Below are 23,314 nucleotides of genomic sequence, written 5' to 3'. Positions count from 1 at the left end.
TTAATGAAAAAAATCTTCTACGCCTTTACTCTGCTTTTTATTGCTTCTGCTTTCATTGCTTGCTCTGACGATGATGACAATATTAAAAACAAAATTCATAATGCCACCGGAACTTTATCGGTTAAAATTAATGACGAATTAAGAACTTTTGGTTCATTAACTGTTACCGAAGAAAAATATCAAAACTATACCGATTTAGTTCTTCAAGGAACGCAAACGAATGATAATACTAAAAACATTAGAATTTCTTTGGGTAAAAATAAATTGGGTTCAGATAGTGTTTATTTTGTGCAATACATCAATAACGGCACGCATTACCAAATGGGAAGCGCTGATATTACTGCCGATATAACCGAAAGTAACGATACTAAAATTATTGGAACATTTTCGGGAATACTAACAACAATCAATATGGATGGTTTAACACTAACCGAAGGAAATATAAACGTTTCATACTAAAAAAGAATAGATTACCACAAATTCTTCAGACGACGCTACATTACTAGCGTCGTTTGTTTTTTAAAATAAATTCTGCAAATCGTTATACAGTTTTGTGCAATAGTTTATTTTTGCGCTATGGGAAGAAAACAAACAAAAAAAGTCATTTTTGAAAACATAACCGTTTTAGATGCTGGCGCCAAAGGTGTCTCGGTAGCTAAAGCTCCAGAAGGTCAAGTTATTTTTATACCAAACGTTGTTCCTGGCGATGTGGTTGATGTGCAAACATTCAAAAAAAGAAAAGCCTATTATGAAGGTAAAGCCATAAAATTTCATGAACTGTCTAGCCATAGAGTTGAACCAGTTTGCGAGCACTTTGGTGTTTGTGGCGGTTGCAAATGGCAAAATATGAAATATGAACAGCAATTGTTCTATAAAAATCAAGAAGTTTATAATCATTTAAAACGTATCGGAAAAATTGAATTGCCTGATTTTGAGCCAATTTTAGGTTCAGAAAAACAGTTTTTCTATCGTAATAAAATGGAATTTGGTTTTTCTAATCAGCGTTGGTTAACCGAAGACGAAATAAAATCGGATGATGATTTAGGAAACCGAAATGCATTAGGATTTCACATTCCAAAAATGTGGGATAAGATTTTGGATATTTCAAAATGTCACTTACAAGAAGATCCGTCAAACGCTATTCGCAATGAAATTAAGCGTTTTGCAGTAGCAAATGAGTTACCCTTTTTTGATGCTAGAAATCACGAAGGTTTGTTGAGAACGTTAATGATTAGAACGGCTTCAACAGGTGAAATCATGGTTTTAGTTCAGTTTTTTAAAGAAAATAAAACGCAACGTGAATTACTTTTAAATCACATTGCAGAACAATTTCCACAAATCACTTCGCTACAATATGTTATCAATGGTAAAGCCAACGATACGTTGTATGACCAAGATATTAAACTGTTTAAAGGAAGAGATTATATTTTGGAAGAAATGGAAGGTTTGCATTTTAGTATTAATGCCAAATCGTTTTATCAAACCAATTCAGATCAAGCCTACGAATTATACAAAATCACTCGCGAATTTGCTGGTTTAACCGGAAACGAAACGGTTTATGATTTATATACAGGAACCGGAACTATCGCACAATTTGTTTCCAAAAAAGCAAAGAAAGTTATTGGTGTAGAAGCCGTTCCCGAGGCTATTGCTGATGCAAAAGAAAATGCAAAACGCAATGAAATCACGAATTGCGAATTCTATGTTGGTGATATGAAAAACGTTTTCAACGATACTTTTATTGCACAACACGGCAAACCAGATGTTATCATCACCGATCCACCAAGAGATGGAATGCATAAAGATGTTGTTGAGATGTTATTAAAAACAGGTGCGCCAAAAATTGTTTATGTAAGTTGTAACTCGGCTACGCAAGCTAGAGATTTAACTTTGATGGACGAAAAATACAAAGTAACTCGTGTTCGACCTGTTGATATGTTTCCGCAAACGCATCATGTTGAAAATGTTGTACTTTTGGAACTGAGATAAGTAAATAGTAAATAGTAAATAGTAAATAGTAAATAGTCTTTATTATCACTTTTTACTAATCACCAATTAATAAAGAAAAATGAAAAAATTGCTTTTTATAGTCTTAGTTGCCTTTGGTTTTTCTTCTTGTGAGAAAGACGACATTTGTAGCGATGAAACTACGCCTCGATTGATTATTGAGTTTTTTAATATTGCTCAACCTGCTAATAATTTGAATGTGACTAATCTAAAAGTTACAGGTGTTGGAATGACTGATGAGTTAGATACGTTTACAGCAGTTAGTAAAATAGAATTACCGCTAAAAATTACTGACGATGTAACTCGATATAGTTTAACTTTAAACAGTACAAACGATCTTATCAAAAATGAAGATATTCTTGAGTTTAACTACACGAGAAATCAAGTTTTTGTTTCTAGAGCATGTGGTTATAAAACCGTTTATCAATTGAATGCTGATAATGGAATTGTGCATACAGATAATGACACGCCAGAACTAAAATGGATAAAAAATATATTTATTGAAAACAAAAGTATATCAACTGAAAATGAAACACATATCAAAATTTACTTTTAGTATTGCTTTGATGTTAGTTTCATTACTAACGCAAGCTCAAGTTACCACAGAAAAAGATAGTATTGCTCCAAAAATGGAACGATACGGTTTGAGAGTTGGGGTTGATTTATTCAAATTAACACGTTCTTTTTATGAAGATAAATACCGTGGATTAGAACTAGTTGGCGATTATCGATTAACCAGAAAGCATTACATCGCTGCTGAAATTGGTAACGAAGACAAAACGGTTGATGATGAACAGCTAAATTTTACAACCAAAGGTTCTTACATTAGAGTTGGATTTGATTACAACGCCTTTGAAAACTGGCTTGATATGGAAAATCAAATCTACGTTGGTTTACGTTATGGTTTTAGTACTTTTAGTCATACTTTAAACAGTTACACGATTTATGACTCTAATCATTATTTTGGTATTCCAACCGAAGTTCAATCAGGAGATGAATTCAAAGGATTAACGGCTCAGTGGATGGAAGTTGTAGCTGGTGTAAAAGCTGAAGTTTTTGACAATGTATTTGTTGGCTTTAGTTTTCGACTAAACCGATTGATTTCACAAAAAGAGCCCAATAATTTTGAAAATCTATACATTCCTGGGTTTAATAAAACCTATGGTGGAGAATTTGGCATCGGGTTTAATTATTCGGTTTCCTATTTTATTCCTTTATATAAATCGAAAGTAAAACCTAAAGAAAAGGAAGAAACAAAAAAATAAAAAAATAAAATGAGTAAAAAAACCAAAGCGCTACTGTATAACTTAGTTTGTTTTGCAGTTATTTTCATCAGTTTCCGATTTTTAATTGACCTATACACCAATTTAACAGGTTATTGGATTCCTTTAACTGCATTTGTTATTGGGACAATTTTGGCACCTAAATTTCAAGCTATTTCAAGTCCAACAGGTGAAAAGATTTATATGCGTTGGATATTTCTAAAAGGAATTAAAGAAGTAGGATAATACATGTTTTTTTATTTAAAATTTTAAAATAATTTTAGTCCTATAAAACATAGCAAATTACTCAATTTTATCAACTTAAAAGTAAAAAATCCGACAAAAGGATAAAATTTACCGACAAAATTATGTTAAAATAAAATATCGTAGGCATTTTATTAATTATATTTGCATTACCCAAATTTATATTAATTTAATTTATTTTATCATGAACGTTACAGATTACAACTATAAAATTCGTTATAAGTTGGATGATTTCGGTAAACGAATTGTGATGCTTTATCAAACACCAATCCCAAAAGGTGAAGAGAAATTCCTTGAAATTCCCGAAGACGATTTAGATATCATAGTGAAAAAATTAAGCAATATCAGAAGTATTGTTGACGAACCTATTATTCCATATGAAGAACAGAAACCAACTAATATTGAGCTAGAAGCTAATATAGTTCAAACGCTTGTTGCTTTATTCTTTTCGGGTGTTTCTATACAAGATTTAGCTACACAATATGATTATCCTGAAGAATTGATTAAAAATCATTTAGAAAGTAAAGGAATTGTAATTTTTGATGACTTTAGTTTTTAGAATAATTTAATTAAAACTTATCTTTTACAGAATTAAATTTCCATTATTTTTGTAGTATATGCAATTTAAAAAAGCATTAATGCTATGAAGAAAATATTTTTTTTATTTTTTTGTCTTTCTGTTTTTACAAGTCATGCCCAAAACGGCTATGATATTACTATTAATTTAAAAAATTGCAAAGACACACTCGCCTATTTAACCTTTTATCAATTTGACAAAACGTTAATTAAAGACACTTGTACCACGATAAAAAACGGGAAAATTGTTTTTACAGGCAAAACAAAACTCAACAAAGGTGTTTATTCATTAGTCAGTCAACAGAAAACAATTTACTTCGATTTTTTTGTAGATGATACCAATCAAAAATTGGAATTTAATTCAGAAATTGGAGCAAATATTGTTAATAATCTCACTGCTGTAAATTCAATTATTCATAACAACTTCTTTGATTACATCAAGAAATTAAATAAAGAAGGAACCGATTTTCAATCTTCTAAACAAAATCTAAATATAAAAGTTAAAAACGATTCGCTACAAATTCTTGCTAAACAGCAAGATTTTGAATTAAGAGTTCAAAATTTAGAAGAAGATTTTATTGCCAAAAATAAAGGAACTTTTATTGCAGATGTTATCAATTTAAAATCGGAAAAAACGCTAAAAAATGTTCCAAAAGCTTCAAATGGCAGACCAGATAGTTTGGCGGTTTTCAAGTATTACAAACAAAATTATTGGAAAGACGTTAATTTTAAAGACGAAGGTGTTTTTAGAAATCCGTTTTTTTTCAACAAATTAAAAAAGTATTTTGATCAAGTTGCTTTTCCTCATCCCGACTCGTTAACGGTTGAAGTGGACAAAATGATAGCCAAAGTTGAACCTAATGGCTTGCTTTATAAGTTGCTAGTCAGTCATTTTACATATACGTATGAATCGTCAAAAATCATGGGATTTGACAAAGTTTTTGTCCATATGTCTGATACTTATTTTAAAACCGGACGAGCAACGGGAATTTATCAAGATGAAACTAGCGTTCAACGAATTATAAAACGAGCTGATAAATTAAAACCCATAACGGTTGGTGCAATTGCTCCCGATATTTCGATGATTGATGTAAAAAACAGTGCCCGAATTAAACAACTTGGCTTTGAAACCGCAACAACGAGCGAAGAAGTCACAAAACTTTTTTATGCCAATCAAGCGGAATTAAACAAACAATTTGTAAAACTTCATGACATCAAAGCCGATTATACTATTCTAGTTTTTTGGGATGTTGATTGCGGTCATTGTCAAAAAGAAATTCCAGTACTGAAAGAAGTTTATCACGAATTATTGAAAAATAAAATCGATGTAAAAGTGATGAGTGTTTACACGTTATACGATTCTGATAAATACAAAAAATACATCGCGGAACACAATCTAGATTTTATCAACGTTTATGATGGTCCGCATTTGAACAACATTATCGAAAAATATGATGTATATTCAACTCCAGTGATTTTTATTTTGGATAAAGACAAGCGAATTAAAGCTAAGAAAATCGCAGCCAACCAGGTGAAAAATATTATCTCAATTTTAGAAAAAGAAAAACAACAACCATGAAAAAACAACCTCAATTATCCGAATTAAGCCTTGAAGAACTGGAAAAAAGAGCAAAAATGACTAAGTTTTCCAGCATAATGTTAATTATTGCTGTTTCATTACAGTTTTTTGCTGGTGTTTATTTAACTTTCAAAAACGGTTTTAATGCTTTTATAATTCTACCAATGGCATTTCTTCCTTTAATAATTGTCAATTTTACTAATTTGAAAAAAATTAACGAAGAAATAGCAAAACGAAAATAACCATGAGGAAAATTATTATTGCTTTACTATTGATTTCTATAAATTCATTTGCCCAAAATAAATTTGGCGCTTTTGCAGGTGTAAATTATTCCTACTTTACCGATGGATTTGGTCAAGTTCTTGCCGAAGAATCGTTTGGGTTGCAACTTGGTGTGGTTTATGAAAAACAGCTTTCGCCAAAAGTAGCTTTTCGTCCAAAATTAATTTTCTCACAACAAGGTGACAGAACCAGAACGCCAATGAATGTTGATTTTGATCCAGTGGTTTATGAAAATTTTGAAGTAGATAATTTAGATAAAAAGCTTACTTACATCAATATTCCAATTGACTTCAAATTTTGGAACAAAATCTATTTAATTGCTGGTCCGCAAATTGGTTTTCTTGTAAACGAGAAATCTTTTGGAGATTATCCAGAAAAAGCAAAAAGTGATATTGATTTTGGAGTAAACTTAGGAACAGGATTTACGATTAACAAAATGTTTTTTGAAGTTGGAATTTACCAAGGACTAACTTCAGTTTATGAATATCGTTATTTTTTCACAGGAAATAATGTTAGTGCTCAAAACGGTTTTGTAAAATTTACTGTTGGCTATATGTTTAACTAATCTTCTTGTTGTTGAAACTTAGTTCTTTTACTTCCTTCATACATTTCATATTTCACCAATCGAGCTTCTAAACTTCCGTTGAAAAGCTTGATTTTTCTCGAAGGACGAAGTCCAACATATTTCAATGCTTCCAAATTAGCCGTGATGAACCAAGCATTCGTATTTGAGTAATTATTTTTCAGCGTATCGCCAAGTTCTCTGTAAAAACGCTCTAATTCAATATCCAAACGTTCTCCGTATGGCGGATTGAAAACCATGTGTAATGGACCAACGGTTTCTTTTTTGGTTTCAAAAAAATTAGCTTGACTTATTGTGATGTAATCTTCTAAATTAGCATTTCTAACATTGTCTTTTGCTTTTTGAACAGCACTCGGAGCTTTGTCATAACCAACAATCGTATGATGAAATTCTCTAGTTCGTTTCATCAACGCATCAATAATTTGGTCAAATAAATCATTGTCCCAATCGTTCCATTTTTCAAAAGCAAATTCTTTTCGATTGATATTGGCTGGAATATTACAAGCAATCATCGCGGCTTCAACCAAAATTGTTCCCGAACCACACATTGGATCCAGAAAATGAGAGCTTCCATCCCAACCCGAAAGCAAAAGCATTCCTGCGGCAAGAACTTCGTTAATTGGAGCAATATTAGTTGCTGTTCTATAACCTCGATGATGCAACGAAGCTCCAGAAGTATCAAGTGCAACCGAACATTGATCTCTATCGATGTGAATATTTATTCTTAAATCGGGGAAATCTTTATCAATACTTGGTCGTTGTCCAAATTTATCACGAAACTGATCTACAATCGCATCTTTTGCTTTTTGAGAAACAAACTGCGAATGCTTGAAATTATCCGAATGAATAGTAGTGTCAATTACAAAAGTTTGGTTAGCATTTAGGTATTTACTCCAGTCAATTCCTTGAATTCCTTTATATAAACTTTGATCGTTAAAAGCTCTAAAATGATAAATAGGTTTCAAGATTTTTAAAGCCGAACGCAACGACAAATTGGCTTTATACATAAAACCTTTATCGCCTTTAAAACTTACCATTCGAGTGCCAATTTCAACTTCTTGCGCACCAAGTTGTTGTAATTCTTTTGCCAATATTTCTTCAAAACCAAAAAAGGTTTTGGCTACCATTTTAAAATTTTCCATATCGAATAAATTCCAATTTCAAAAATCCCAAATTCCAATTGAATTTCAAACTTAAAATATCAAATTCTAAATTGGGATAATTTTGGCAAAAATACACTAAATTTGTCGGTTCAGAATTCATTTGAAAAGAATTAATGTCAGAAATCACAAATCAGCAATCTCAAACCGATAATCAACAGTCAAGTTGGTATGAATCTTGGTTTGATACAAAATATTATCACATTCTTTATAAAGACCGAAATTACCGTGAAGCACAAGTTTTTATGGATAATTTGACGCATTATTTAAACTTGCCCGAAAAAGCCAAAGTATTGGATTTAGCTTGCGGAAAAGGTCGTCATTCTATTTATTTAAATCAATTGGGTTTTGATGTAATTGGAGCTGATTTATCCGAAAACAGTATAGCCGAAGCCAAAAAGAACGAAAATGAAAACTTGCATTTTGTCGTTCATGACATGCGCGAGTCATACGAAGAGAAATTTGATGCTATTTTCAATCTTTTTACGAGTTTTGGTTATTTTGAAAACGAAGAAGACAATCTTCAAACTTTAGTCGCCATCAAAGAAAGTTTGTCTGAATATGGTTTTGCTGTGATTGATTTTATGAACGTACATCAGGTTATTCCAAATTTAATTCCTGAGGAAATAAAAACCGTTGATGACATTGATTTTCATATCAAACGATTTGTTTTAGACGGATTTATCATCAAGCAAATTGATTTTGAAACCGAAGGAAAAACATTCCATTTTGAGGAAAAAGTAAAAGCATTCACTTTGGAAGATTTCCAAAATATGATGGACAAAGCTGGGATTTATCTGTTGGATACTTTTGGCGATTATAAGTTGAAAAAGTTTCACAAGAATACAAGCGAACGATTAATAATGATATTCAAATAAATGAACTATTTACTTCCTTTATTATCAGTTGTTTTAGGTTATGCAATTGCATTATTGCTTAAACCAAAAAAGAAAAAAAATCTAAAACTGTTATTAGCATTTAGCGGTTCATTTTTATTATCGATTACCGTGATGCATTTGCTTCCAGAAGTTTATGAAACTCATAGCCATAGTGTTGGAATATTTATTATGGTTGGAATTTTGTTCCAAATTATTTTAGAATTTTTCTCCAAAGGTGCAGAACACGGTCACGTTCATGGTCATGATAAAATTGCTCGAATACCTTGGTTATTGTTCATTAGTTTGTGCATTCATGCCTTTTTAGAAGGATTTCCAGTTGGTCATCATCATGATTTGGCTTATGGAATTGCCATTCACCACTTACCTATCGCTATTATTTTGACGACTTTTTTCATCAATGCCGAATTGAATAAAACAGCGTTGTTTATTTTCATGCTGACTTTTGCTTTTATGACACCGCTAGGAACTTTTGTTTCCGATAATGTTCCGTTTATTACGCAATATTACACCGAAATTACAGCGGTTGTTATTGGGATTTTATTTCATATTTCATCTACCATTATTTTTGAAAGCAGTGAAGGACACAAATTTAATATTGCTAAAATTTCAATGATTATTTTGGGGATTTTGTTGGCGGTTTTTGTGTAAAATCATATTGTTTTTTTAACTAAATTTGTATCAAACGGATAAAACTATGGAAAATACAGTTTTAGATAGAATTACAATATTACCAGATTTATGCAATGGTAAGCCAACCATTCGTGGATTGAGAATTACTGTTGAAACCATTCTTCAATTTCTTTCTGAAGGTGATTCTGCTGAAGATATTTTAGAAGCCTATCCTTTTTTAGAAAAAGAAGATATTCAAGCTGCTGTTGCCTTTGCACTCAAGAATTTATCTTTACAAAGAAACGACATTCAATTAGCCAGTTAAAATGAGTTTGTTTCTAGTAGATGTTAATTTGCCTAAAAACTTCAGTTTTTTTAATCACGATAATTTCATTTTTGTAGCCGATATCAATTTGCAAATGACTGATACTGAAATTTGGAATTATGCTTTAAAAAATAATTTAATCATTCTAACAAAAGATGCTGATTTTTATTCAAAATTTCTTTTATCAGATACATTTCCAAAAATAGTTTATTTCAAAATTGGGAATTGTTCCTTAAAACAACTTCACGCCTATTTTAATTCCAATTGGACAATTATTGAAAGAGAAATTCAAAATTGTAGATTTATCATAGCCAAAGAAGATCATATTGAAAGTATTTATTAAAAAAAAACAATGAACTTCACCAAAACCACCGAACAATCTTCGCATTACGACAGTTTGAAAACTATGTCGGTTAATGGTTTATTCAAAAAAAGTATAAGTGAAATTCAAAACCATTACTATATTATTATTCTAATATTAATATTTACTTCGTGTAAAAAACACAACGATAATGACGTTTCTAAAAATGAATTTGTCAAAATATGGCAATCTAGAAAGTCGATTATTCCTCACAAAGCTCACTTAAACATCAAATCAGATAACACTTTTGATTATAAAGATAGTGGTTGTCAATGGAGTTCAAATTCTTTTGGAACATGGAAAATCATAAAGGATACCTTAATTTTAAATAGTATTCCTTCTAAAGAATGTCAATATGTAAATGGTTTTGGTAATAACTGTAGAGTTGCAAAATTTGGAGAAGATTTTACACTTGAAACCTCAATAAAGGATTGCAAACCAGATGAACGAAATGGTGATTATACAACGTTTACCAATGACAAATTTTACTTAAAAAATGACACTTTGGAGTATGTAACCAATATCAAATTTCCATTTAACGACAGAATAGCTTTTTTTGCCAAAAATTAAAATCTAATGAACTTCACCAAAACCACTGAACAATCTTCGCATTACGACAGTTTAGAAACTATGTCGGTTATTGATTTATTGACCAATATTAACAAAGAAGACAAAACCGTTCCACTTGCCGTGGAAAAAGCATTACCACAAATTGAAAATTTAGTTGCCAAAGTAGTCGAAAAGCTAAAGCTTGGCGGCAGATTATTCTATATTGGCGCTGGAACTTCTGGAAGATTAGGCATTGTTGATGCTTCGGAATGTCCGCCAACATTTGGTGTTCCTTTTGATTTAGTAAACGGAATTATCGCCGGTGGTGACAAAGCCATTCGTCGCGCTGTAGAAAATGCAGAAGACAACCGCGAACAAGCCTGGATTGATTTACAAAACGAAAACATTGGTAAAAACGATGTTGTGATTGGAATTGCGGCTTCGGGAACAACACCTTATGTTATTGGCGGTTTGGAAAAATGCAATGAGCAAAATATCATTACTGGTTGTATTACTTGTAATGATGGAAGTCCATTGGCTTTAACAGCACAATTTCCAGTTGTTGTAGTTGTTGGTCCAGAATTCGTAACCGGAAGTTCAAGAATGAAAGCTGGAACAGCTCAAAAATTGGTGCTGAACATGATTTCTACTGCAACGATGATACAACTCGGAAAAGTAAAAGGCAACAAAATGGTCGATATGCAATTGAGCAACGACAAATTAGTCGATCGTGGTGTGAAAATGATTATGAGTGAAATTCCAGTGGATTATGAAAAAGCTGCTGAATTATTGAAAGAATTTGGCAGCGTTAGAAAAGCAGTTGAAAATCATAGAAATTAAACATATAAGGCACTTAAGGTCATGTAAGTTATATGACCTTAAGTGCCTTATTTGGTAAAAAAAAATAAAAAACATGCCAACAAATAGAGATTTACTAGCAAAAGGCGTTAAATATCTTGCGGGTTCATTACCGTTGATGTTTCTTGGTCCGAGTGTGATTTATAACGCTTTTATGAATCAACACACCAATTGGCATTACCTGGTTTTAGCCATTGGAATTATACTTTGTATCACTTCGGTGTTTTTTGCTTTCAAAGGAATAAAAACCATAACCGATGCTTTTTTTGATGGTGATAAATAATCAAAATACTAGAAAATAATTTGTGAAAATTCGTGAAATTTGTGTCTCAAATAAACCTATGAAAAAAACAGCCTTACTTCTACTCTCTTTTTTGATGATTTCGTGTTATGAACAAGAACGAAAATGTGCCGATTTCAAAACCGGAAAATTTGAATTCTCTCAAGAAATCGATGGCAAAAAACACACTTCTGTTTTTACCCGAACAGCCGATTTACAAATCGAAACCTATAACGGAAAGACTGATACAGCTTCGGTTCGCTGGGTAAACGACTGCGAATTTGTATTGCAAAAACTACATCCAAAAAATATGCAAGAAAAAAAAGCCATCAGCATGAAAATCTTGTTTACCCAAAACAATACCTATACATTTGAATATGCCTTTGTAGGCGATGCAAAAAAACAACGCGGAACTGTAACAAAAATTGAATAATTTAAAAATTAGAAGCGAATCGCTCGGGATTTATCAGTAAACGCAATTCCCGCTTTTCGTTACAATAAAAAAACCTTTCTGAACACCAGAAAGGTTTTTTATTTCCACTTCAATCGGGGCTAAAAAGTTAACCTTAAATATCTTTGTTTAATCCAAACTTAATGTAATCTGACCATCATCATCGGTTTCAGTTTGAATGTTTTCGGAAACATTATTTTCATCCGTTACTTCCATTTGTTCTGGGATTTCTTCTTCCGGTTCTTCAAACGGTAATGGTTCTAATAAATTGACTTGTTTTAATTTATCCGTTGTTAATTGATTACCTAAAGCTTTAATTCCTTTAACTGCAATAAACTCTTCTAAATTAATAGTTTGGTTGTCTTTTTGAACACCTTTTACTTTAGCAAAAACAATTTCGGCAACTGGTCGCCAATCGGTAGAAACAATTTCCAATTGTGATTTTTCGTGTTCCGTAATGAAGATTTCTTCCTTGTTTTCGTTTTCAACCAAAAAGCGTTTGATGAAATAACGTTCTTTTTCACCATCATAATAAATCGCCGAAATTGGTTTCTTTGGATTCCATTTTTCCATTACAACTATATCTTCGTCAAAATGGGTTGTCAATTCAGGAATAATTGTTTTCAATTTCCCTGATTGATTGATTAAAAGCAATCTATCGTTTGGTCTAAATTCGCCAAGCAATTCGCCTCGACCATCTACATTCAATCGCTGAACAGTATCGTCAAACCAAACTTTTCTTGGTCGCAATGTGGAAATTCCTTTTTCCTTTAGTTCAATCTTTTTAATCGGATATTTGGTAACCGTATTTCCTCGCGAAGCTCTACCTTTTATGGCAATATCAGAGAAATCAACATCCCATTTTAGTTTTTTAACGCTTCCAACTTGACGTAGCAAAATAGTAACTGTTTCTGCTTCACCATTTGGATTAGCCGAAAAATAAAGTACTTGACTTCCAGCTTTTTCCTGAGTTAAATCGTAGAATTTATCACGAGTTATTCCCGAAACATTGAAACGTTTGATAAACGCCGAACCATTTTTACCATCGCGATAAATCATGTTGTAAATGGTTCGCTTATCGTTTTTGTCAAAAACTGCTATGTGAATAATGTCTTTTCCAACGAATTTTTTATCATCTACTTTGGAAACCATCATTTTTCCGTCACGCAAAAACACAATCACATCATCAATATCCGAACAATCGGCAACGTATTCGTCTTTCTTTAAACCAGTTCCAAAAAAACCTTCTTCTTTATTGACATACAATTTTGTATTTCGGAGAACCACTTTCGTAGCTTCAATCGTGTCAAAATTTCGTAGTTCCGTTTGGCGTTCGCGACCTTTTCCATATTTGTCTTTCAGTTTTTGGAAAAAATCAATCGTAAAATCAATAATATGATCCAAATGATGCTTTACTTCTTCCATTTCGGCTTCCAATTTTGCAATGGCATCATCGGCTTTATCCGAATCGAAACGCGTAATGCGAATCATTGGAATTTGTGTCAATTTTTGTAAATCGTCGTCGTTAATTTCTCTAACAAACGATTTTGCGAACGGTTTGAAACGATTATACATGTATTCGTAAAGCGATTCTCTATCAGAATACAATTTGAAATCGATGTACATTTCTTCACGAATGAAGATTTTTTCCAAGGTAGAAAAATGCCATTTATTTTCGAGTTCGTCCAATTGAATTTCCAACTCACGTTTGAGTAAATCTACTGTTCGATTAGTCGAAATTTTCAACATATCCGAAACACCAATAAACAACGGTTTGTGGTTTTCAATCACACAACCCAATGGCGCAACCGAAGTTTCGCAAGCAGTGAAAGCATACAACGCATCAATCGTTTTATCGGGAGAAACACCTGGCGGAAGATGAATTAAAATCTCTACTTCGGCAGCAGTATTGTCTTCAATCTTTTTAATTTTTATTTTTCCTTTTTCGTTGGCTTTCAATATACTATCAATAAGAGTTGAAGTATTAGTTGAAAAAGGAATTTGTGTAATTACCAAGGTTTGTTTGTCCAATTGATTGATTTTGGCACGAACACGAACTCGTCCGCCACGCATTCCGTCATTGTAATTGGAAACATCCGCAATTCCGGCTGTTGGAAAATCAGGATACAAGGTAAATGATTTTCCTTTTAATATTTTTATAGAACAATCGATCAGTTCATTGAAATTATGAGGCAACACTTTGGTAGATAAACCAACGGCAATACCTTCAGCACCTTGAGCTAAAAGCAAAGGAAATTTAACTGGAAGATTGATCGGTTCGGCGCGACGACCATCATAAGAAACTCCCCATTGTGTAATTTTTGGCGAATACAAAACATCATGACCAAATTTAGAAATACGTGCTTCGATATAACGTGAAGCTGCCGCACTATCACCAGTTAGAATATTTCCCCAGTTTCCTTGCATGTCGATAAGCAAATCCTTCTGCCCGATTTGCACCATCGCATCACCAATACTGGCATCACCGTGTGGATGATATTGCATCGTATGTCCAACAATGTTTGCCACTTTATTGTAACGACCATCGTCCAATTCTTTCATGGAATGCATAATTCGACGTTGAACTGGTTTAAATCCGTCTTCAATCGCCGGAACAGCACGTTCCAGAATTACATAGGAAGCATAATCCAAAAACCAATCTTTGTACATTCCTGTAACTTTGGTAATGGTATCTTCTGGATTTTCGTCGTTTTCATAAAAATGACTGCCCGAAGAAAGTCGCACTTCTTCATCAAAATCATTTTCATTGCTATTTTCCATCGGCTCGTTGTTCTCGTCGTCGTTTGGAATGATGTTATCTTCTTCTTCGTCTTTCATGTTTTTTGTATCACTATGTTACTCAATGTTTTCACAAAGTTTCACAATGTTATAGTATTAATCTTTTTATTCCGTCTTTTAATGATTTTTTATAAAAATTTAAAAGTAATCCCAATTTACATTCTGAAAGTCGCATATAGGTCAAACATTGAGCTGTATGTTCAACTGTAAAATCTTCAACTACTTTTAATTCAATAATTACTTTATTATTTACAATAATATCAACCCTGTAACCGCAATCCATTTTTATGTCTTCATAAATAACTGGAAAGGCTTTTTCTTGTTGAACATCTAATCCGCATTTTATCAATTCATAAGCCAAACATTCCCTATATACTTTTTCCAACAATCCTGAACCTAATTTCGTATGAACTTTATATGCACAATCTAAAATTATTCGGCTAATTTCATTCTCTTCTGTCATAATTGTTTGTTTTATAGCACAATGTTACTCAAAGATTTTCACTAAGTTCCACCAAGTTTTAAAAAATCATTTTGTGTGACTTTGTGCTAAACATTGTGAAACTTCGTGCTACGATTTCTCCACCACATCCAATTCCACTTTCAAATTATTGATAATAAAATCTTGTCGGTCTGGTGTATTTTTACCCATATAAAATTCCAGTAAGGTTTCAATACTTGTGGCTTTATCTAACATAACTGGATCCAATCGAATGCTTTCGCCAATGAAATGCTTGAACTCATCTGGTGAAATTTCTCCTAAACCTTTAAATCGGGTGATTTCGGGTTTTGGTTTTAATTTTTCGATAGCATTAACACGTTCTTGTTCGCTGTAGCAATAAATCGTTTCTTTTTTATTTCGCACACGGAATAATGGCGTTTGCAAAATATATAAATGTCCGTCTTTGATTAATTCTGGGAAAAACTGCAAGAAAAACGTAATCAACAACAAGCGAATGTGCATACCATCGACATCGGCATCGGTAGCAATTACGATATTGTTATAACGCAAATCGCCCATATCTTCTTCGATGTCCAAAGCCGCTTGAAGTAAATTAAACTCTTCGTTTTCATATACAATTTTCTTGGTCATTCCATAGGAATTCAACGGTTTTCCACGCAAACTAAAAACGGCTTGTGTGTTCACATCACGACTTTTAGTAATCGAACCCGAAGCAGAATCTCCTTCGGTGATGAAAAGTGTACTTTCTAAACTTCGTGGATTTTTAGCATCGGTTAAATGCACACGACAATCGCGCAATTTTTTATTATGAAGACTGGCTTTTTTAGCTCGGTCTTTGGCTAATTTTCTAATTCCCGATAATTCTTTTCGCTCACGTTCGGCTTGAAGGATTTTACGAAGTAATAAATCGGCTGTTTCGGGATTTTTATGTAAAAAATTATCAAATTTTGTTTTGATAAAATCATTTACAAATGTTCGTACTGTTGGACCATTCGGACCAATATCCGTTGAGCCTAGTTTCGTTTTCGTTTGACTTTCAAAAACAGGTTCTTCCACTTTTATGGAAACCGCCGAAACTATCGATTTACGAATATCCGAAGCTTCAAAAGGTTTGTTGTAAAACTCTTTGATGGTTTTTACAATCGCTTCACGAAAAGCACCCAGATGCGTTCCACCTTGCGTTGTGTTTTGTCCGTTGACGAACGAATGGTATTCTTCGGAATATTGTGATTTACTGTGTGTCAAAGCAATTTCGATATCATCACCTTCCAGATGAATGATTGGATATTGCATGTCTTCTTCAGTAATGGTTTCTTCCAATAAATCTTTTAAACCAAACTCCGAAACGTATTTTTCACCGTTGTAATAAATCGTCAAGCCACGATTTAAGTAACAGTAATTTTTGAGCATACGAATGATATACTCATTTCGGTATTTGTAATTTTTGAAAATGGTTTCATCGGCTACGAAAGAAACTTTGGTTCCTTTTCGTTTGGTTGTTTCAGTAACATCTTCTTCGAGAGTAAGATTTCCAGCGGAAAATTCGGCCGCTTTTTGTTGGTTATCACGAACTGATTCTACACGGAAATAATTGGACAATGCATTTACCGCTTTCGTACCAACTCCATTCAAACCAACCGATTTTTTAAAGGCTTTAGAATCATATTTTCCTCCGGTATTCATTTTGGAAACTACGTCAACCACTTTCCCTAAAGGAATTCCACGGCCATAATCGCGAACGGTAACCATTTTATCTTTGATGGTTACTTCAATCACTTTTCCTGCACCCATGACAAATTCATCGATACAGTTGTCCATTACTTCCTTTAGGAGAATGTAAATTCCATCGTCGGGCGAAGAACCGTCGCCAAGTTTTCCGATGTACATTCCTGGACGCATTCGGATGTGTTCTTTCCAGTCGAGTGAACGAATATTATCTTCGTTATATTGTGTTTCTTGAGCCATTTTAAAAACTATCGATTCTTTGCTAATATAGTGGAAAACGAGCGTTTTTAAAAGACGCGCAATAAGAAGTTATTAAGAATGATATTGACAAAAAAAGTACTCGAAATTAAAAAAACTATGTTAATTACTTAGAATATATTTGAACTTTTATTTTTTACAATAAAAATTTATTTACATTTGATTTGGACATCATCTCTTAAAAATGAAAAACAAAAATCCTTATCGAGAAAATAACTATATTTTAACTAAAAACTTTGAGTCTTTGGGTAGATATTATTTAGAGATTGGCTTGAATTTTTATAAAAAAACAAACTATCTTAATTCATCTGAATATTTCAAAAAAGCTTTAATTTTTATAAATTGTTTAAATCGTAAACAAATTGATTCCGAGTTAGAAGATTTTTTTTTCAAAGATTTAAACGGAACAGAAGATGACGAACTAGTTTTTTCATTAGCTTTTGTTAGTTTATTTTGTACAAATAATAATGAGCATTGGACTTTAAAGTATGTAGATATTTATCTAAAATCTAATGAAGATTTTTTTGGAAATTTACTAAAAACCATCGCTTTACATCAGTTGGAAGATGATTATAACTTAAAAATAAGTTATGAAAAAACCATTAAATTTCAAGAAGAACATACTTTTCTAAAGTATTTAAGTGCTAAAATTAAAAAAAGTAATGGAATTAAATATATTCAAATCATTCATCAAAATTTTGTAGAAAATTATACGGATTATAACTCCTTACTTTATTTATATGAAATGTATAAAAAAATAGATAATCCAAATTATTTAATATTAGATGAAGAAAAATTGAATAACATTTTAATAAACTATTTTTATTACAAAAGTGCAAACATTTCAAACTTTATAAGTTTTTATATTAATGTTGTTGATATGCAAATTAATAAAGATGGTTTGATAAATTACCCTATCGTAAACCTAATAAAAGATTTCACAAAAATGATTGATCAAAATAGAGATTTTTTTATTGAAGTTGAAAATAGTACTAACTCATTTTATCATGTGAAAATAATGGATGAAGAAAATAAATTAAATGACCTATTAAACGAACATGAAGTAGCAAGTTATGAATACGAAAGAGAGAATGATTATTACAATGAAAATTTAGATTTAGACCAACAAGATCCGGATTTTTGGGATAACTTTTAATTCCAAAATACTTTAAACAAAAAAACCGCAAAATCTCTTCTGCGGTTAATCTATTTTCTTTATTCTTTTTTCTTTTCTCTCAACTACACATTAAAACGGAAATGCATCACATCGCCATCTTTCACGATGTATTCTTTTCCTTCTACGCGAAGTTTTCCAGCTTCTTTGCATTTAGCTTCTGATCCTAAAGTTGAATAATCTTCGAAAGCAATAACTTCGGCACGGATAAATCCTTTTTCAAAATCGGTGTGGATTACTCCGGCAGCTTTTGGTGCTGTATCGCCAATGTTGATTGTCCAAGCGCGAACTTCTTTCACACCTGCGGTAAAGTACGTTTGAAGTTTTAAAAGTTTGTAAGCCGCACGAATTAAAACCGAACTTCCTGGTTCTTTTAACCCTAAATCTTCTAAAAACATTTGTCTTTCTTCATAGGTTTCCAATTCCGTGATATCGGCTTCTGTACCAACGGCAAGCACAATTACTTCGGCTTGTTCGTCTTTTACTAATTCACGAACTTGGTCAACATATTTGTTTCCTGTTGCTGCCGAACCTTCGTCTACGTTACAAACGTATAAAACAGGTTTTGTGGTAATTAGTTGAAATTCTTCCATCAAAACTTCTTCATCTTGGTTTTGAGGAATTACGGTACGAGCTGATTTGGCTTGTAATAAAGCTTCTTTAATTCTATCTAAAAGTGCTTTTTCAGCTTGTGCTTCTTTGTTTCCTGTTTTGGCAGCGCGATTTACTTTTTCCAAACGTTTTTCAACCGTTTCTAAGTCTTTTAATTGCAACTCGATATCGATAGTTTCTTTATCGCGAATTGGGTTTACATTGCCATCAACGTGAACAATATTGTCGTTATCAAAACAACGTAAAACGTGAATAATTGCGTTACATTCTCTAATATTTGCTAGGAATTGATTTCCTAAACCTTCGCCTTTGCTTGCGCCTTTAACCAAACCAGCAATGTCAACAATATCAACAGTTGCCATTTGAACGCGTTCTGGTTTTACTAATTCTTCTAAACGATTTATTCTTGGATCGGGTACGTTTACAACACCAATATTAGGTTCGATTGTACAAAACGGAAAGTTAGCACTTTGCGCTTTAGCATTTGATAAACAATTAAATAGAGTTGATTTTCCAACGTTTGGTAATCCTACAATTCCTGCTTTCATGAATGAAGTATATTTTAAAAGTTTGCAAATATACTTCTAAGTAATTGAAAAGCATAAAAAAATCAAAATACTATTCAATTTTATCAATTATTTCTTTTTCTTCAGCAGTTGCGGCTAATCCAGAAACGTTCCAATAGTCGGAAAGAATGACGTTTTTCTTGTTATAAAGTGTTTTTTCTTTAAAGACTTCGCTTTCTTTATAAATGTAATTTTGATTGCTAAAATTAGTCGTGACAAAGTAATTGCGAACTTCAATATCCGTTGTAATATTATTTTTGTCAACTCGCTCAAAACCAATTTCTTCCTTAGAACTAGCTAAATAATAGTTTTGAGTATCGGTTCGGTAAATAGTTTTGAAAATAGACTTATAAATATTTTTGGAACCAACTGCTGTTTTTTCTTTGGAACGAGTTAAACTAGATGGTGCAATGATGGAACTTACTTCGATGATTAATTTCTTTTTGGGATCATAAATTATCGTAAAATCGTCTTTCAATCCTTTGCCTTCGTCTAATGGCGTTGCTGAAATTAAGTTGTAATTATTGTTAGCCGAATAGACTTTAATCACAAATTCATAGTCTTTTTTTGCTCTTTCAACAAGAATAGGTTCTAAGTATTTGAAATTGTAATAATTCTCCATAATGTTGTTTAGATTATAACCCAAAACATCACCACTAATTTCTTCATTTATCAAGCCAATGGAACGATTTTGCTCTACTAAAATATTGCTTTTAAAGTTTTTATCTCTGCCAAAGATTTGAAAATTCATCAATCCGTCGTTGTAATACGAATACGTTCCGTTCATCTTGAAAAACTCTCTGGAATAGACTTTTAATCGTGCTGGAACAGTAAGTTGTTTGATGGAATTTTGAACTAATGCTTTCAAGATTTTCTGCGGATGTTGTTTGGTAACTATGATTTCATCCAAATCTTTAGTGTTATTCTTTAGATAAATGATGTTATCGGTTTTCAATAATGCTGAGGAACGAATATTTACGGTAACATAAGACGAATGCGATACTTGAATGTTTGAAATTCCGTTCAAATCAAAGGTGACTTTTCCTTCGGAATTACTGAGTAAAAGCTGTTTGGTTTTGGTTATAAAAACAGAAACGTCTTCTATTGGATTATTGGTATCGGCATCTTTAATGATAATAGAACGCTCAACTTCCTGAGCGGAAATAGTGAAACTAAAAACTAAAAAAAGTAAGAGTAATGTTTTTTTCACTAATTGGTCATTTGTAACAAATTAACAAAAAATATTTCAAAAAAAATCCCTTCTGGTAATTGAAGGGAAGATTTTTTATTCGTTATGTAAGAAAGCTTGTCTGTTTAGCAGTGTTTCTTCGCTTTCAACATGATTATCATCGGGAACGCAACAATCTACAGGACAAACAGCCGCACATTGTGGTTCTTCGTGAAAACCTTTACATTCAGTACATTTTCCTGGAACGATATAATAAATATCATCCGAAATTGGAGTTTGTGCAGCATCTGCATTTACTTCTGTTCCATCAGGAAGAACAATTTTTCCTCTTAACGCGGTTCCATCTTTGTAACGCCAATCGTCAGCGCCTTCGTATATTGCTGTATTTGGACATTCCGGTTCACATGCTCCACAATTGATACATTCGTCAGTTATTATGATTGCCATAGCTATTTAATATTAAATTTTAGATATCAAAATATTAGATTTTGATGCTCAACTTATGATTAGAACTAATTTCTTTTATTGAAAATTACATCTTTTATCTATATTCTATTTTCTATTATCTTATTTTTGTGCAAAATTACAATCAAAACCATTCATAAACAAGTTACACATGTTACAAATCGATAAAAAAAAGTGTTTTATTGAATTAGGGAAGTTTTTAAGTCAGTTTTCATTAGATAATAACCGTAAAAACGAAGCTGTTCTTCACAACGATTTGTACTTTGACCGTTTTGTAGATTTAATTCATTTATCACAATCGCATAATGGTTGGTTTACGCCAGAGCAAGTTTATTTTTCAGTGCAATCGTGGGCAAATGCGTTAACAGATGAAAACTTAAATAAATGGTTGTCTGCTTATAATTTTTCAAATGTAACAACTAAAACCGTCGGGTTAATTCTTGCTGGAAATATTCCACTAGTTGGGTTTCATGATTTTCTTTCGGTATTGATTTCTGGACATAAAGTTTTGGTTAAAACTTCTTCCAATGATCAGCATTTGATTAAGTTTTTAGCGAATTATCTAATGGCTGTAAATCCTGATTTTGAAAAGTACATCACTTTTACTGACGGAAAACTAGAAAATTTTGATGCTGTAATTGCCACCGGAAGCAACAATACGGCAAGATATTTTGAATATTACTTTAAAGATAAACCGAGTATTATTCGTAAAAACCGAAATTCGGTTGCTGTTTTGACTGGTGATGAAACTAAAGAGGATTTAATTAATCTTGGCGAAGATATTTTCAGGTATTTTGGTTTAGGTTGTAGAAATGTGTCCAAATTATTTGTTCCAAAAGACTATGATTTCAAAGCTTTTTTTGAAGCCATCTACGAATATAAAGATGTGATTTATTACGAAAAATATTCCAACAATTACGATTACAACAAAGCGGTTTTCCTGATGAGTAATTTTAAATTATTGGACAATGAGTTTCTTACTTTAAAAGAAGATAGCAGTTACGCCTCGCCTATCTCATCAGTGTTCTATGAATATTATGACGATATTGAAGTGCTAAAATCACAATTAAAAAATGACGCAGAGCAAATTCAATGTATTGTTTCCAATGACATTGTTGAAAACAGCATTCCTTTTGGAAAAACCCAAAAACCAGAACTTTGGGATTATGCGGATAATGTGGATACCATCCAATTTTTAATGCAACTCTAAAAAAAGATTAACCATATCCATTCCCTTCATCTAGGGTTAACTTTTAAACATCCTTTACAAGCCGTTTTTGCAAATACAACAGCCAAAAATGACGTTATAAGGTCAAGAAATCGCAATTTTAGGTCGTCAGATTGCAATTTAATGTCGTTAAATTGACGTTTAAGGTCGTCTGATTGTAATTTAATGTGTTTAAGGTCGTTGAATTCGCATTTAATGTCCCCAGATTGGCATAGTTTTCAACAAAATTTCAATCATTTAAAACCAAAAAACCTCCAAAACCCTTATAAACACTACTATTATGCTGCGTTGTAACAACACTACTCAGACTAAAACTTGTCTAATTGGTCTGCAAACGCGTCTAACTGGTCTGCAAAGGGTTGATTTTGCTGGGTTTTTTGGATTTTAGGGTTTTTGCGCAAGGTTTTTGCCTCGGATTGCACTGATTTTAATGGATTGTGTTTGTATGCTGATGAGTTTATGGAGAAAATTTGTATAATTGTTTTGAAGCAGTTTGCAGACACGGGTTGAAAAGTTCTGCTATCAGAGTGTTTGTAGCGGTACAGTTTGTTATTTTTTTTATTTTATATACTAAGGCACTTCGATTGAAGTGCTTTTTTTTTTGATGTAAAATCCCAAGTAATTTGGTTTTATTCAACATCTCGTGCGGATTGATTGCGTTGCATGGTGACGTCGAGTTCTATTCTTTTTTCTGATATGATACCGACTTGACGGTTTGTGGTTTCAAAATCTACTCAAGAGAAGATAAGGTTATACAGACTGCTTTTTAAACTTGTCAGGTCAAGTGCAA

General features: G+C 32.3%; 26 protein-coding genes. 19 read left to right on the top strand and 7 right to left on the bottom strand.

What is annotated here, in order from left to right:
- The first annotated feature begins 3 nt into the window (after positions 1–3).
- The 9 genes from G6042_RS03975 to G6042_RS03935 all read left to right on the top strand — a co-directional run bounded on the left by G6042_RS03975 (position 4) and on the right by G6042_RS03935 (position 6,535).
- On the top strand, positions 4–459 hold the full coding sequence (locus tag G6042_RS03975; RefSeq protein WP_169523020.1) for a hypothetical protein: 456 nt from the start codon (positions 4–6) through the stop codon (positions 457–459).
- A 117-nt stretch (positions 460–576) separates the two neighbouring features.
- A complete protein-coding gene (gene rlmD / locus G6042_RS03970; protein WP_169523019.1) occupies positions 577–1,989 on the top strand; it encodes a 23S rRNA (uracil(1939)-C(5))-methyltransferase RlmD in 1,413 nt (470 codons plus the stop codon).
- Positions 1,990–2,068: 79 nt separating this feature from the next.
- Positions 2,069–2,563: a DUF6452 family protein gene (locus G6042_RS03965; RefSeq protein ID WP_169523018.1), complete on the top strand. Its 495-nt coding sequence runs from the start codon at positions 2,069–2,071 to the stop codon at positions 2,561–2,563.
- Positions 2,535–3,272: a DUF6048 family protein gene (locus tag G6042_RS03960; RefSeq protein ID WP_169523017.1), complete on the top strand. Its 738-nt coding sequence runs from the start codon at positions 2,535–2,537 to the stop codon at positions 3,270–3,272. Before G6042_RS03965 ends, G6042_RS03960 begins: the two co-directional genes overlap by 29 nt.
- Positions 3,273–3,281: 9 nt before the next feature.
- On the top strand, positions 3,282–3,515 hold the full coding sequence (locus G6042_RS03955; RefSeq protein ID WP_169523016.1) for a hypothetical protein: 234 nt from the start codon (positions 3,282–3,284) through the stop codon (positions 3,513–3,515).
- Positions 3,516–3,717: 202 nt separating this feature from the next.
- Positions 3,718–4,092: a hypothetical protein gene (locus G6042_RS03950; RefSeq protein ID WP_169523015.1), complete on the top strand. Its 375-nt coding sequence runs from the start codon at positions 3,718–3,720 to the stop codon at positions 4,090–4,092.
- An 84-nt stretch (positions 4,093–4,176) separates the two neighbouring features.
- Entirely contained in the window at positions 4,177–5,688 is a 1,512-nt protein-coding gene (locus G6042_RS03945; protein ID WP_169523014.1) for a TlpA family protein disulfide reductase, read from the top strand.
- Complete coding sequence (locus tag G6042_RS03940) at positions 5,685–5,930, top strand: hypothetical protein (RefSeq protein WP_169523013.1); 246 nt, start codon at positions 5,685–5,687, stop codon at positions 5,928–5,930. The genes G6042_RS03945 and G6042_RS03940 overlap by 4 nt, the downstream gene beginning before the upstream one ends.
- Positions 5,931–5,932: 2 nt before the next feature.
- A complete protein-coding gene (locus G6042_RS03935) occupies positions 5,933–6,535 on the top strand; it encodes a porin family protein (protein ID WP_169523012.1) in 603 nt (200 codons plus the stop codon).
- On the opposite strand, the gene G6042_RS03930 is transcribed toward G6042_RS03935, so the two are convergent.
- Complete coding sequence (locus G6042_RS03930) at positions 6,532–7,695, bottom strand: THUMP domain-containing class I SAM-dependent RNA methyltransferase (RefSeq protein ID WP_169523011.1); 1,164 nt, start codon at positions 7,693–7,695, stop codon at positions 6,532–6,534. The two genes, G6042_RS03935 and G6042_RS03930, sit on opposite strands and share 4 nt — an antisense overlap.
- 134 nt (positions 7,696–7,829) lie before the next feature.
- On the opposite strand from G6042_RS03930, the gene G6042_RS03925 reads away from it, so the two are divergent.
- The 8 genes from G6042_RS03925 to G6042_RS03890 all read left to right on the top strand — a co-directional run bounded on the left by G6042_RS03925 (position 7,830) and on the right by G6042_RS03890 (position 12,027).
- Positions 7,830–8,591, top strand: coding sequence for a class I SAM-dependent methyltransferase (locus G6042_RS03925; RefSeq protein ID WP_169523010.1), 762 nt, complete (start codon positions 7,830–7,832; stop codon positions 8,589–8,591).
- Positions 8,592–9,260 (top strand): ZIP family metal transporter, encoded by a 669-nt coding sequence (locus G6042_RS03920; RefSeq protein WP_169523009.1) that lies wholly within the window; start codon positions 8,592–8,594, stop codon positions 9,258–9,260. It abuts the gene before it with no gap.
- A gap of 46 nt (positions 9,261–9,306) precedes the next feature.
- A complete protein-coding gene (locus tag G6042_RS03915; RefSeq protein WP_169523008.1) occupies positions 9,307–9,546 on the top strand; it encodes a DUF433 domain-containing protein in 240 nt (79 codons plus the stop codon).
- 1 nt (position 9,547) lies between these two features.
- Positions 9,548–9,889, top strand: coding sequence for a DUF5615 family PIN-like protein (locus G6042_RS03910; RefSeq protein ID WP_169523007.1), 342 nt, complete (start codon positions 9,548–9,550; stop codon positions 9,887–9,889).
- A 9-nt stretch (positions 9,890–9,898) separates the two neighbouring features.
- Positions 9,899–10,477 (top strand): hypothetical protein, encoded by a 579-nt coding sequence (locus G6042_RS03905; protein ID WP_169523006.1) that lies wholly within the window; start codon positions 9,899–9,901, stop codon positions 10,475–10,477.
- Positions 10,478–10,483: 6 nt separating this feature from the next.
- On the top strand, positions 10,484–11,296 hold the full coding sequence (gene murQ / locus G6042_RS03900) for an N-acetylmuramic acid 6-phosphate etherase (RefSeq protein WP_169523005.1): 813 nt from the start codon (positions 10,484–10,486) through the stop codon (positions 11,294–11,296).
- 73 nt (positions 11,297–11,369) lie between these two features.
- The gene (locus G6042_RS03895; protein ID WP_169523004.1) at positions 11,370–11,597 is read left to right on the top strand and encodes a DUF6095 family protein; all 228 of its coding nucleotides are present in this window, start codon (positions 11,370–11,372) and stop codon (positions 11,595–11,597) included.
- Between the two features lie 58 nt (positions 11,598–11,655).
- Positions 11,656–12,027, top strand: a complete 372-nt coding sequence (locus G6042_RS03890) for a DNA topoisomerase IV (protein WP_169523003.1) — start codon at positions 11,656–11,658, stop codon at positions 12,025–12,027.
- Between the two features lie 147 nt (positions 12,028–12,174).
- On the opposite strand, the gene G6042_RS03885 is transcribed toward G6042_RS03890, so the two are convergent.
- From G6042_RS03885 to G6042_RS03875, 3 genes are all read right to left on the bottom strand, one after another.
- The gene (locus G6042_RS03885; RefSeq protein ID WP_169523002.1) at positions 12,175–14,883 is read right to left on the bottom strand and encodes a DNA gyrase/topoisomerase IV subunit A; all 2,709 of its coding nucleotides are present in this window, start codon (positions 14,881–14,883) and stop codon (positions 12,175–12,177) included.
- A 49-nt stretch (positions 14,884–14,932) separates the two neighbouring features.
- Positions 14,933–15,307 carry a GxxExxY protein gene (locus G6042_RS03880; protein WP_169523001.1) on the bottom strand — a complete coding sequence of 125 codons (375 nt, stop codon included), beginning with the start codon at positions 15,305–15,307 and terminating at the stop codon, positions 14,933–14,935.
- A 108-nt stretch (positions 15,308–15,415) separates the two neighbouring features.
- A complete protein-coding gene (locus tag G6042_RS03875) occupies positions 15,416–17,272 on the bottom strand; it encodes a DNA topoisomerase IV subunit B (RefSeq protein ID WP_169523000.1) in 1,857 nt (618 codons plus the stop codon).
- A 202-nt stretch (positions 17,273–17,474) separates the two neighbouring features.
- Here G6042_RS03875 and G6042_RS03870 point away from each other — a divergent pair, with 202 nt between their 5' ends.
- A complete protein-coding gene (locus G6042_RS03870; protein ID WP_169522999.1) occupies positions 17,475–18,446 on the top strand; it encodes a hypothetical protein in 972 nt (323 codons plus the stop codon).
- An 83-nt stretch (positions 18,447–18,529) separates the two neighbouring features.
- Here G6042_RS03870 and ychF read toward each other — a convergent pair whose 3' ends face one another.
- The 3 genes from ychF to G6042_RS03855 form a co-directional block, all read right to left on the bottom strand.
- Positions 18,530–19,624 carry a redox-regulated ATPase YchF gene (gene ychF / locus G6042_RS03865; RefSeq protein ID WP_169522998.1) on the bottom strand — a complete coding sequence of 365 codons (1,095 nt, stop codon included), beginning with the start codon at positions 19,622–19,624 and terminating at the stop codon, positions 18,530–18,532.
- 70 nt (positions 19,625–19,694) lie between these two features.
- Positions 19,695–20,852 (bottom strand): peptidase associated/transthyretin-like domain-containing protein, encoded by a 1,158-nt coding sequence (locus tag G6042_RS03860; protein ID WP_169522997.1) that lies wholly within the window; start codon positions 20,850–20,852, stop codon positions 19,695–19,697.
- Positions 20,853–20,927: 75 nt separating this feature from the next.
- A complete protein-coding gene (locus G6042_RS03855) occupies positions 20,928–21,278 on the bottom strand; it encodes a 4Fe-4S dicluster domain-containing protein (protein WP_169522996.1) in 351 nt (116 codons plus the stop codon).
- Positions 21,279–21,447: 169 nt separating this feature from the next.
- Here G6042_RS03855 and G6042_RS03850 point away from each other — a divergent pair, with 169 nt between their 5' ends.
- Entirely contained in the window at positions 21,448–22,506 is a 1,059-nt protein-coding gene (locus G6042_RS03850; RefSeq protein WP_169522995.1) for an acyl-CoA reductase, read from the top strand.
- Positions 22,507–23,314: the final 808 nt, after the last annotated feature.

The sequence above is a fragment of the Flavobacterium solisilvae genome, from assembly GCF_012911605.1.
Taxonomy (GTDB): Bacteria; Bacteroidota; Bacteroidia; order Flavobacteriales; family Flavobacteriaceae; genus Flavobacterium; species Flavobacterium solisilvae.
This window is presented reverse-complemented; position numbering and strand designations above follow the sequence as displayed.

Coding starts and splice junctions, on each gene's coding strand:
- G6042_RS03975 (WP_169523020.1), top strand. CDS start 4: ATGAAAAAAATCTTCTACGCCTTTACTCTGCTTTTTATTGCTTCTGCT.
- rlmD (WP_169523019.1), top strand. CDS start 577: ATGGGAAGAAAACAAACAAAAAAAGTCATTTTTGAAAACATAACCGTT.
- G6042_RS03965 (WP_169523018.1), top strand. CDS start 2,069: ATGAAAAAATTGCTTTTTATAGTCTTAGTTGCCTTTGGTTTTTCTTCT.
- G6042_RS03960 (WP_169523017.1), top strand. CDS start 2,535: ATGAAACACATATCAAAATTTACTTTTAGTATTGCTTTGATGTTAGTT.
- G6042_RS03955 (WP_169523016.1), top strand. CDS start 3,282: ATGAGTAAAAAAACCAAAGCGCTACTGTATAACTTAGTTTGTTTTGCA.
- G6042_RS03950 (WP_169523015.1), top strand. CDS start 3,718: ATGAACGTTACAGATTACAACTATAAAATTCGTTATAAGTTGGATGAT.
- G6042_RS03945 (WP_169523014.1), top strand. CDS start 4,177: ATGAAGAAAATATTTTTTTTATTTTTTTGTCTTTCTGTTTTTACAAGT.
- G6042_RS03940 (WP_169523013.1), top strand. CDS start 5,685: ATGAAAAAACAACCTCAATTATCCGAATTAAGCCTTGAAGAACTGGAA.
- G6042_RS03935 (WP_169523012.1), top strand. CDS start 5,933: ATGAGGAAAATTATTATTGCTTTACTATTGATTTCTATAAATTCATTT.
- G6042_RS03930 (WP_169523011.1), bottom strand. CDS start 7,695: ATGGAAAATTTTAAAATGGTAGCCAAAACCTTTTTTGGTTTTGAAGAA.
- G6042_RS03925 (WP_169523010.1), top strand. CDS start 7,830: ATGTCAGAAATCACAAATCAGCAATCTCAAACCGATAATCAACAGTCA.
- G6042_RS03920 (WP_169523009.1), top strand. CDS start 8,592: ATGAACTATTTACTTCCTTTATTATCAGTTGTTTTAGGTTATGCAATT.
- G6042_RS03915 (WP_169523008.1), top strand. CDS start 9,307: ATGGAAAATACAGTTTTAGATAGAATTACAATATTACCAGATTTATGC.
- G6042_RS03910 (WP_169523007.1), top strand. CDS start 9,548: ATGAGTTTGTTTCTAGTAGATGTTAATTTGCCTAAAAACTTCAGTTTT.
- G6042_RS03905 (WP_169523006.1), top strand. CDS start 9,899: ATGAACTTCACCAAAACCACCGAACAATCTTCGCATTACGACAGTTTG.
- murQ (WP_169523005.1), top strand. CDS start 10,484: ATGAACTTCACCAAAACCACTGAACAATCTTCGCATTACGACAGTTTA.
- G6042_RS03895 (WP_169523004.1), top strand. CDS start 11,370: ATGCCAACAAATAGAGATTTACTAGCAAAAGGCGTTAAATATCTTGCG.
- G6042_RS03890 (WP_169523003.1), top strand. CDS start 11,656: ATGAAAAAAACAGCCTTACTTCTACTCTCTTTTTTGATGATTTCGTGT.
- G6042_RS03885 (WP_169523002.1), bottom strand. CDS start 14,883: ATGAAAGACGAAGAAGAAGATAACATCATTCCAAACGACGACGAGAAC.
- G6042_RS03880 (WP_169523001.1), bottom strand. CDS start 15,307: ATGACAGAAGAGAATGAAATTAGCCGAATAATTTTAGATTGTGCATAT.
- G6042_RS03875 (WP_169523000.1), bottom strand. CDS start 17,272: ATGGCTCAAGAAACACAATATAACGAAGATAATATTCGTTCACTCGAC.
- G6042_RS03870 (WP_169522999.1), top strand. CDS start 17,475: ATGAAAAACAAAAATCCTTATCGAGAAAATAACTATATTTTAACTAAA.
- ychF (WP_169522998.1), bottom strand. CDS start 19,624: ATGAAAGCAGGAATTGTAGGATTACCAAACGTTGGAAAATCAACTCTA.
- G6042_RS03855 (WP_169522996.1), bottom strand. CDS start 21,278: ATGGCAATCATAATAACTGACGAATGTATCAATTGTGGAGCATGTGAA.
- G6042_RS03850 (WP_169522995.1), top strand. CDS start 21,448: ATGTTACAAATCGATAAAAAAAAGTGTTTTATTGAATTAGGGAAGTTT.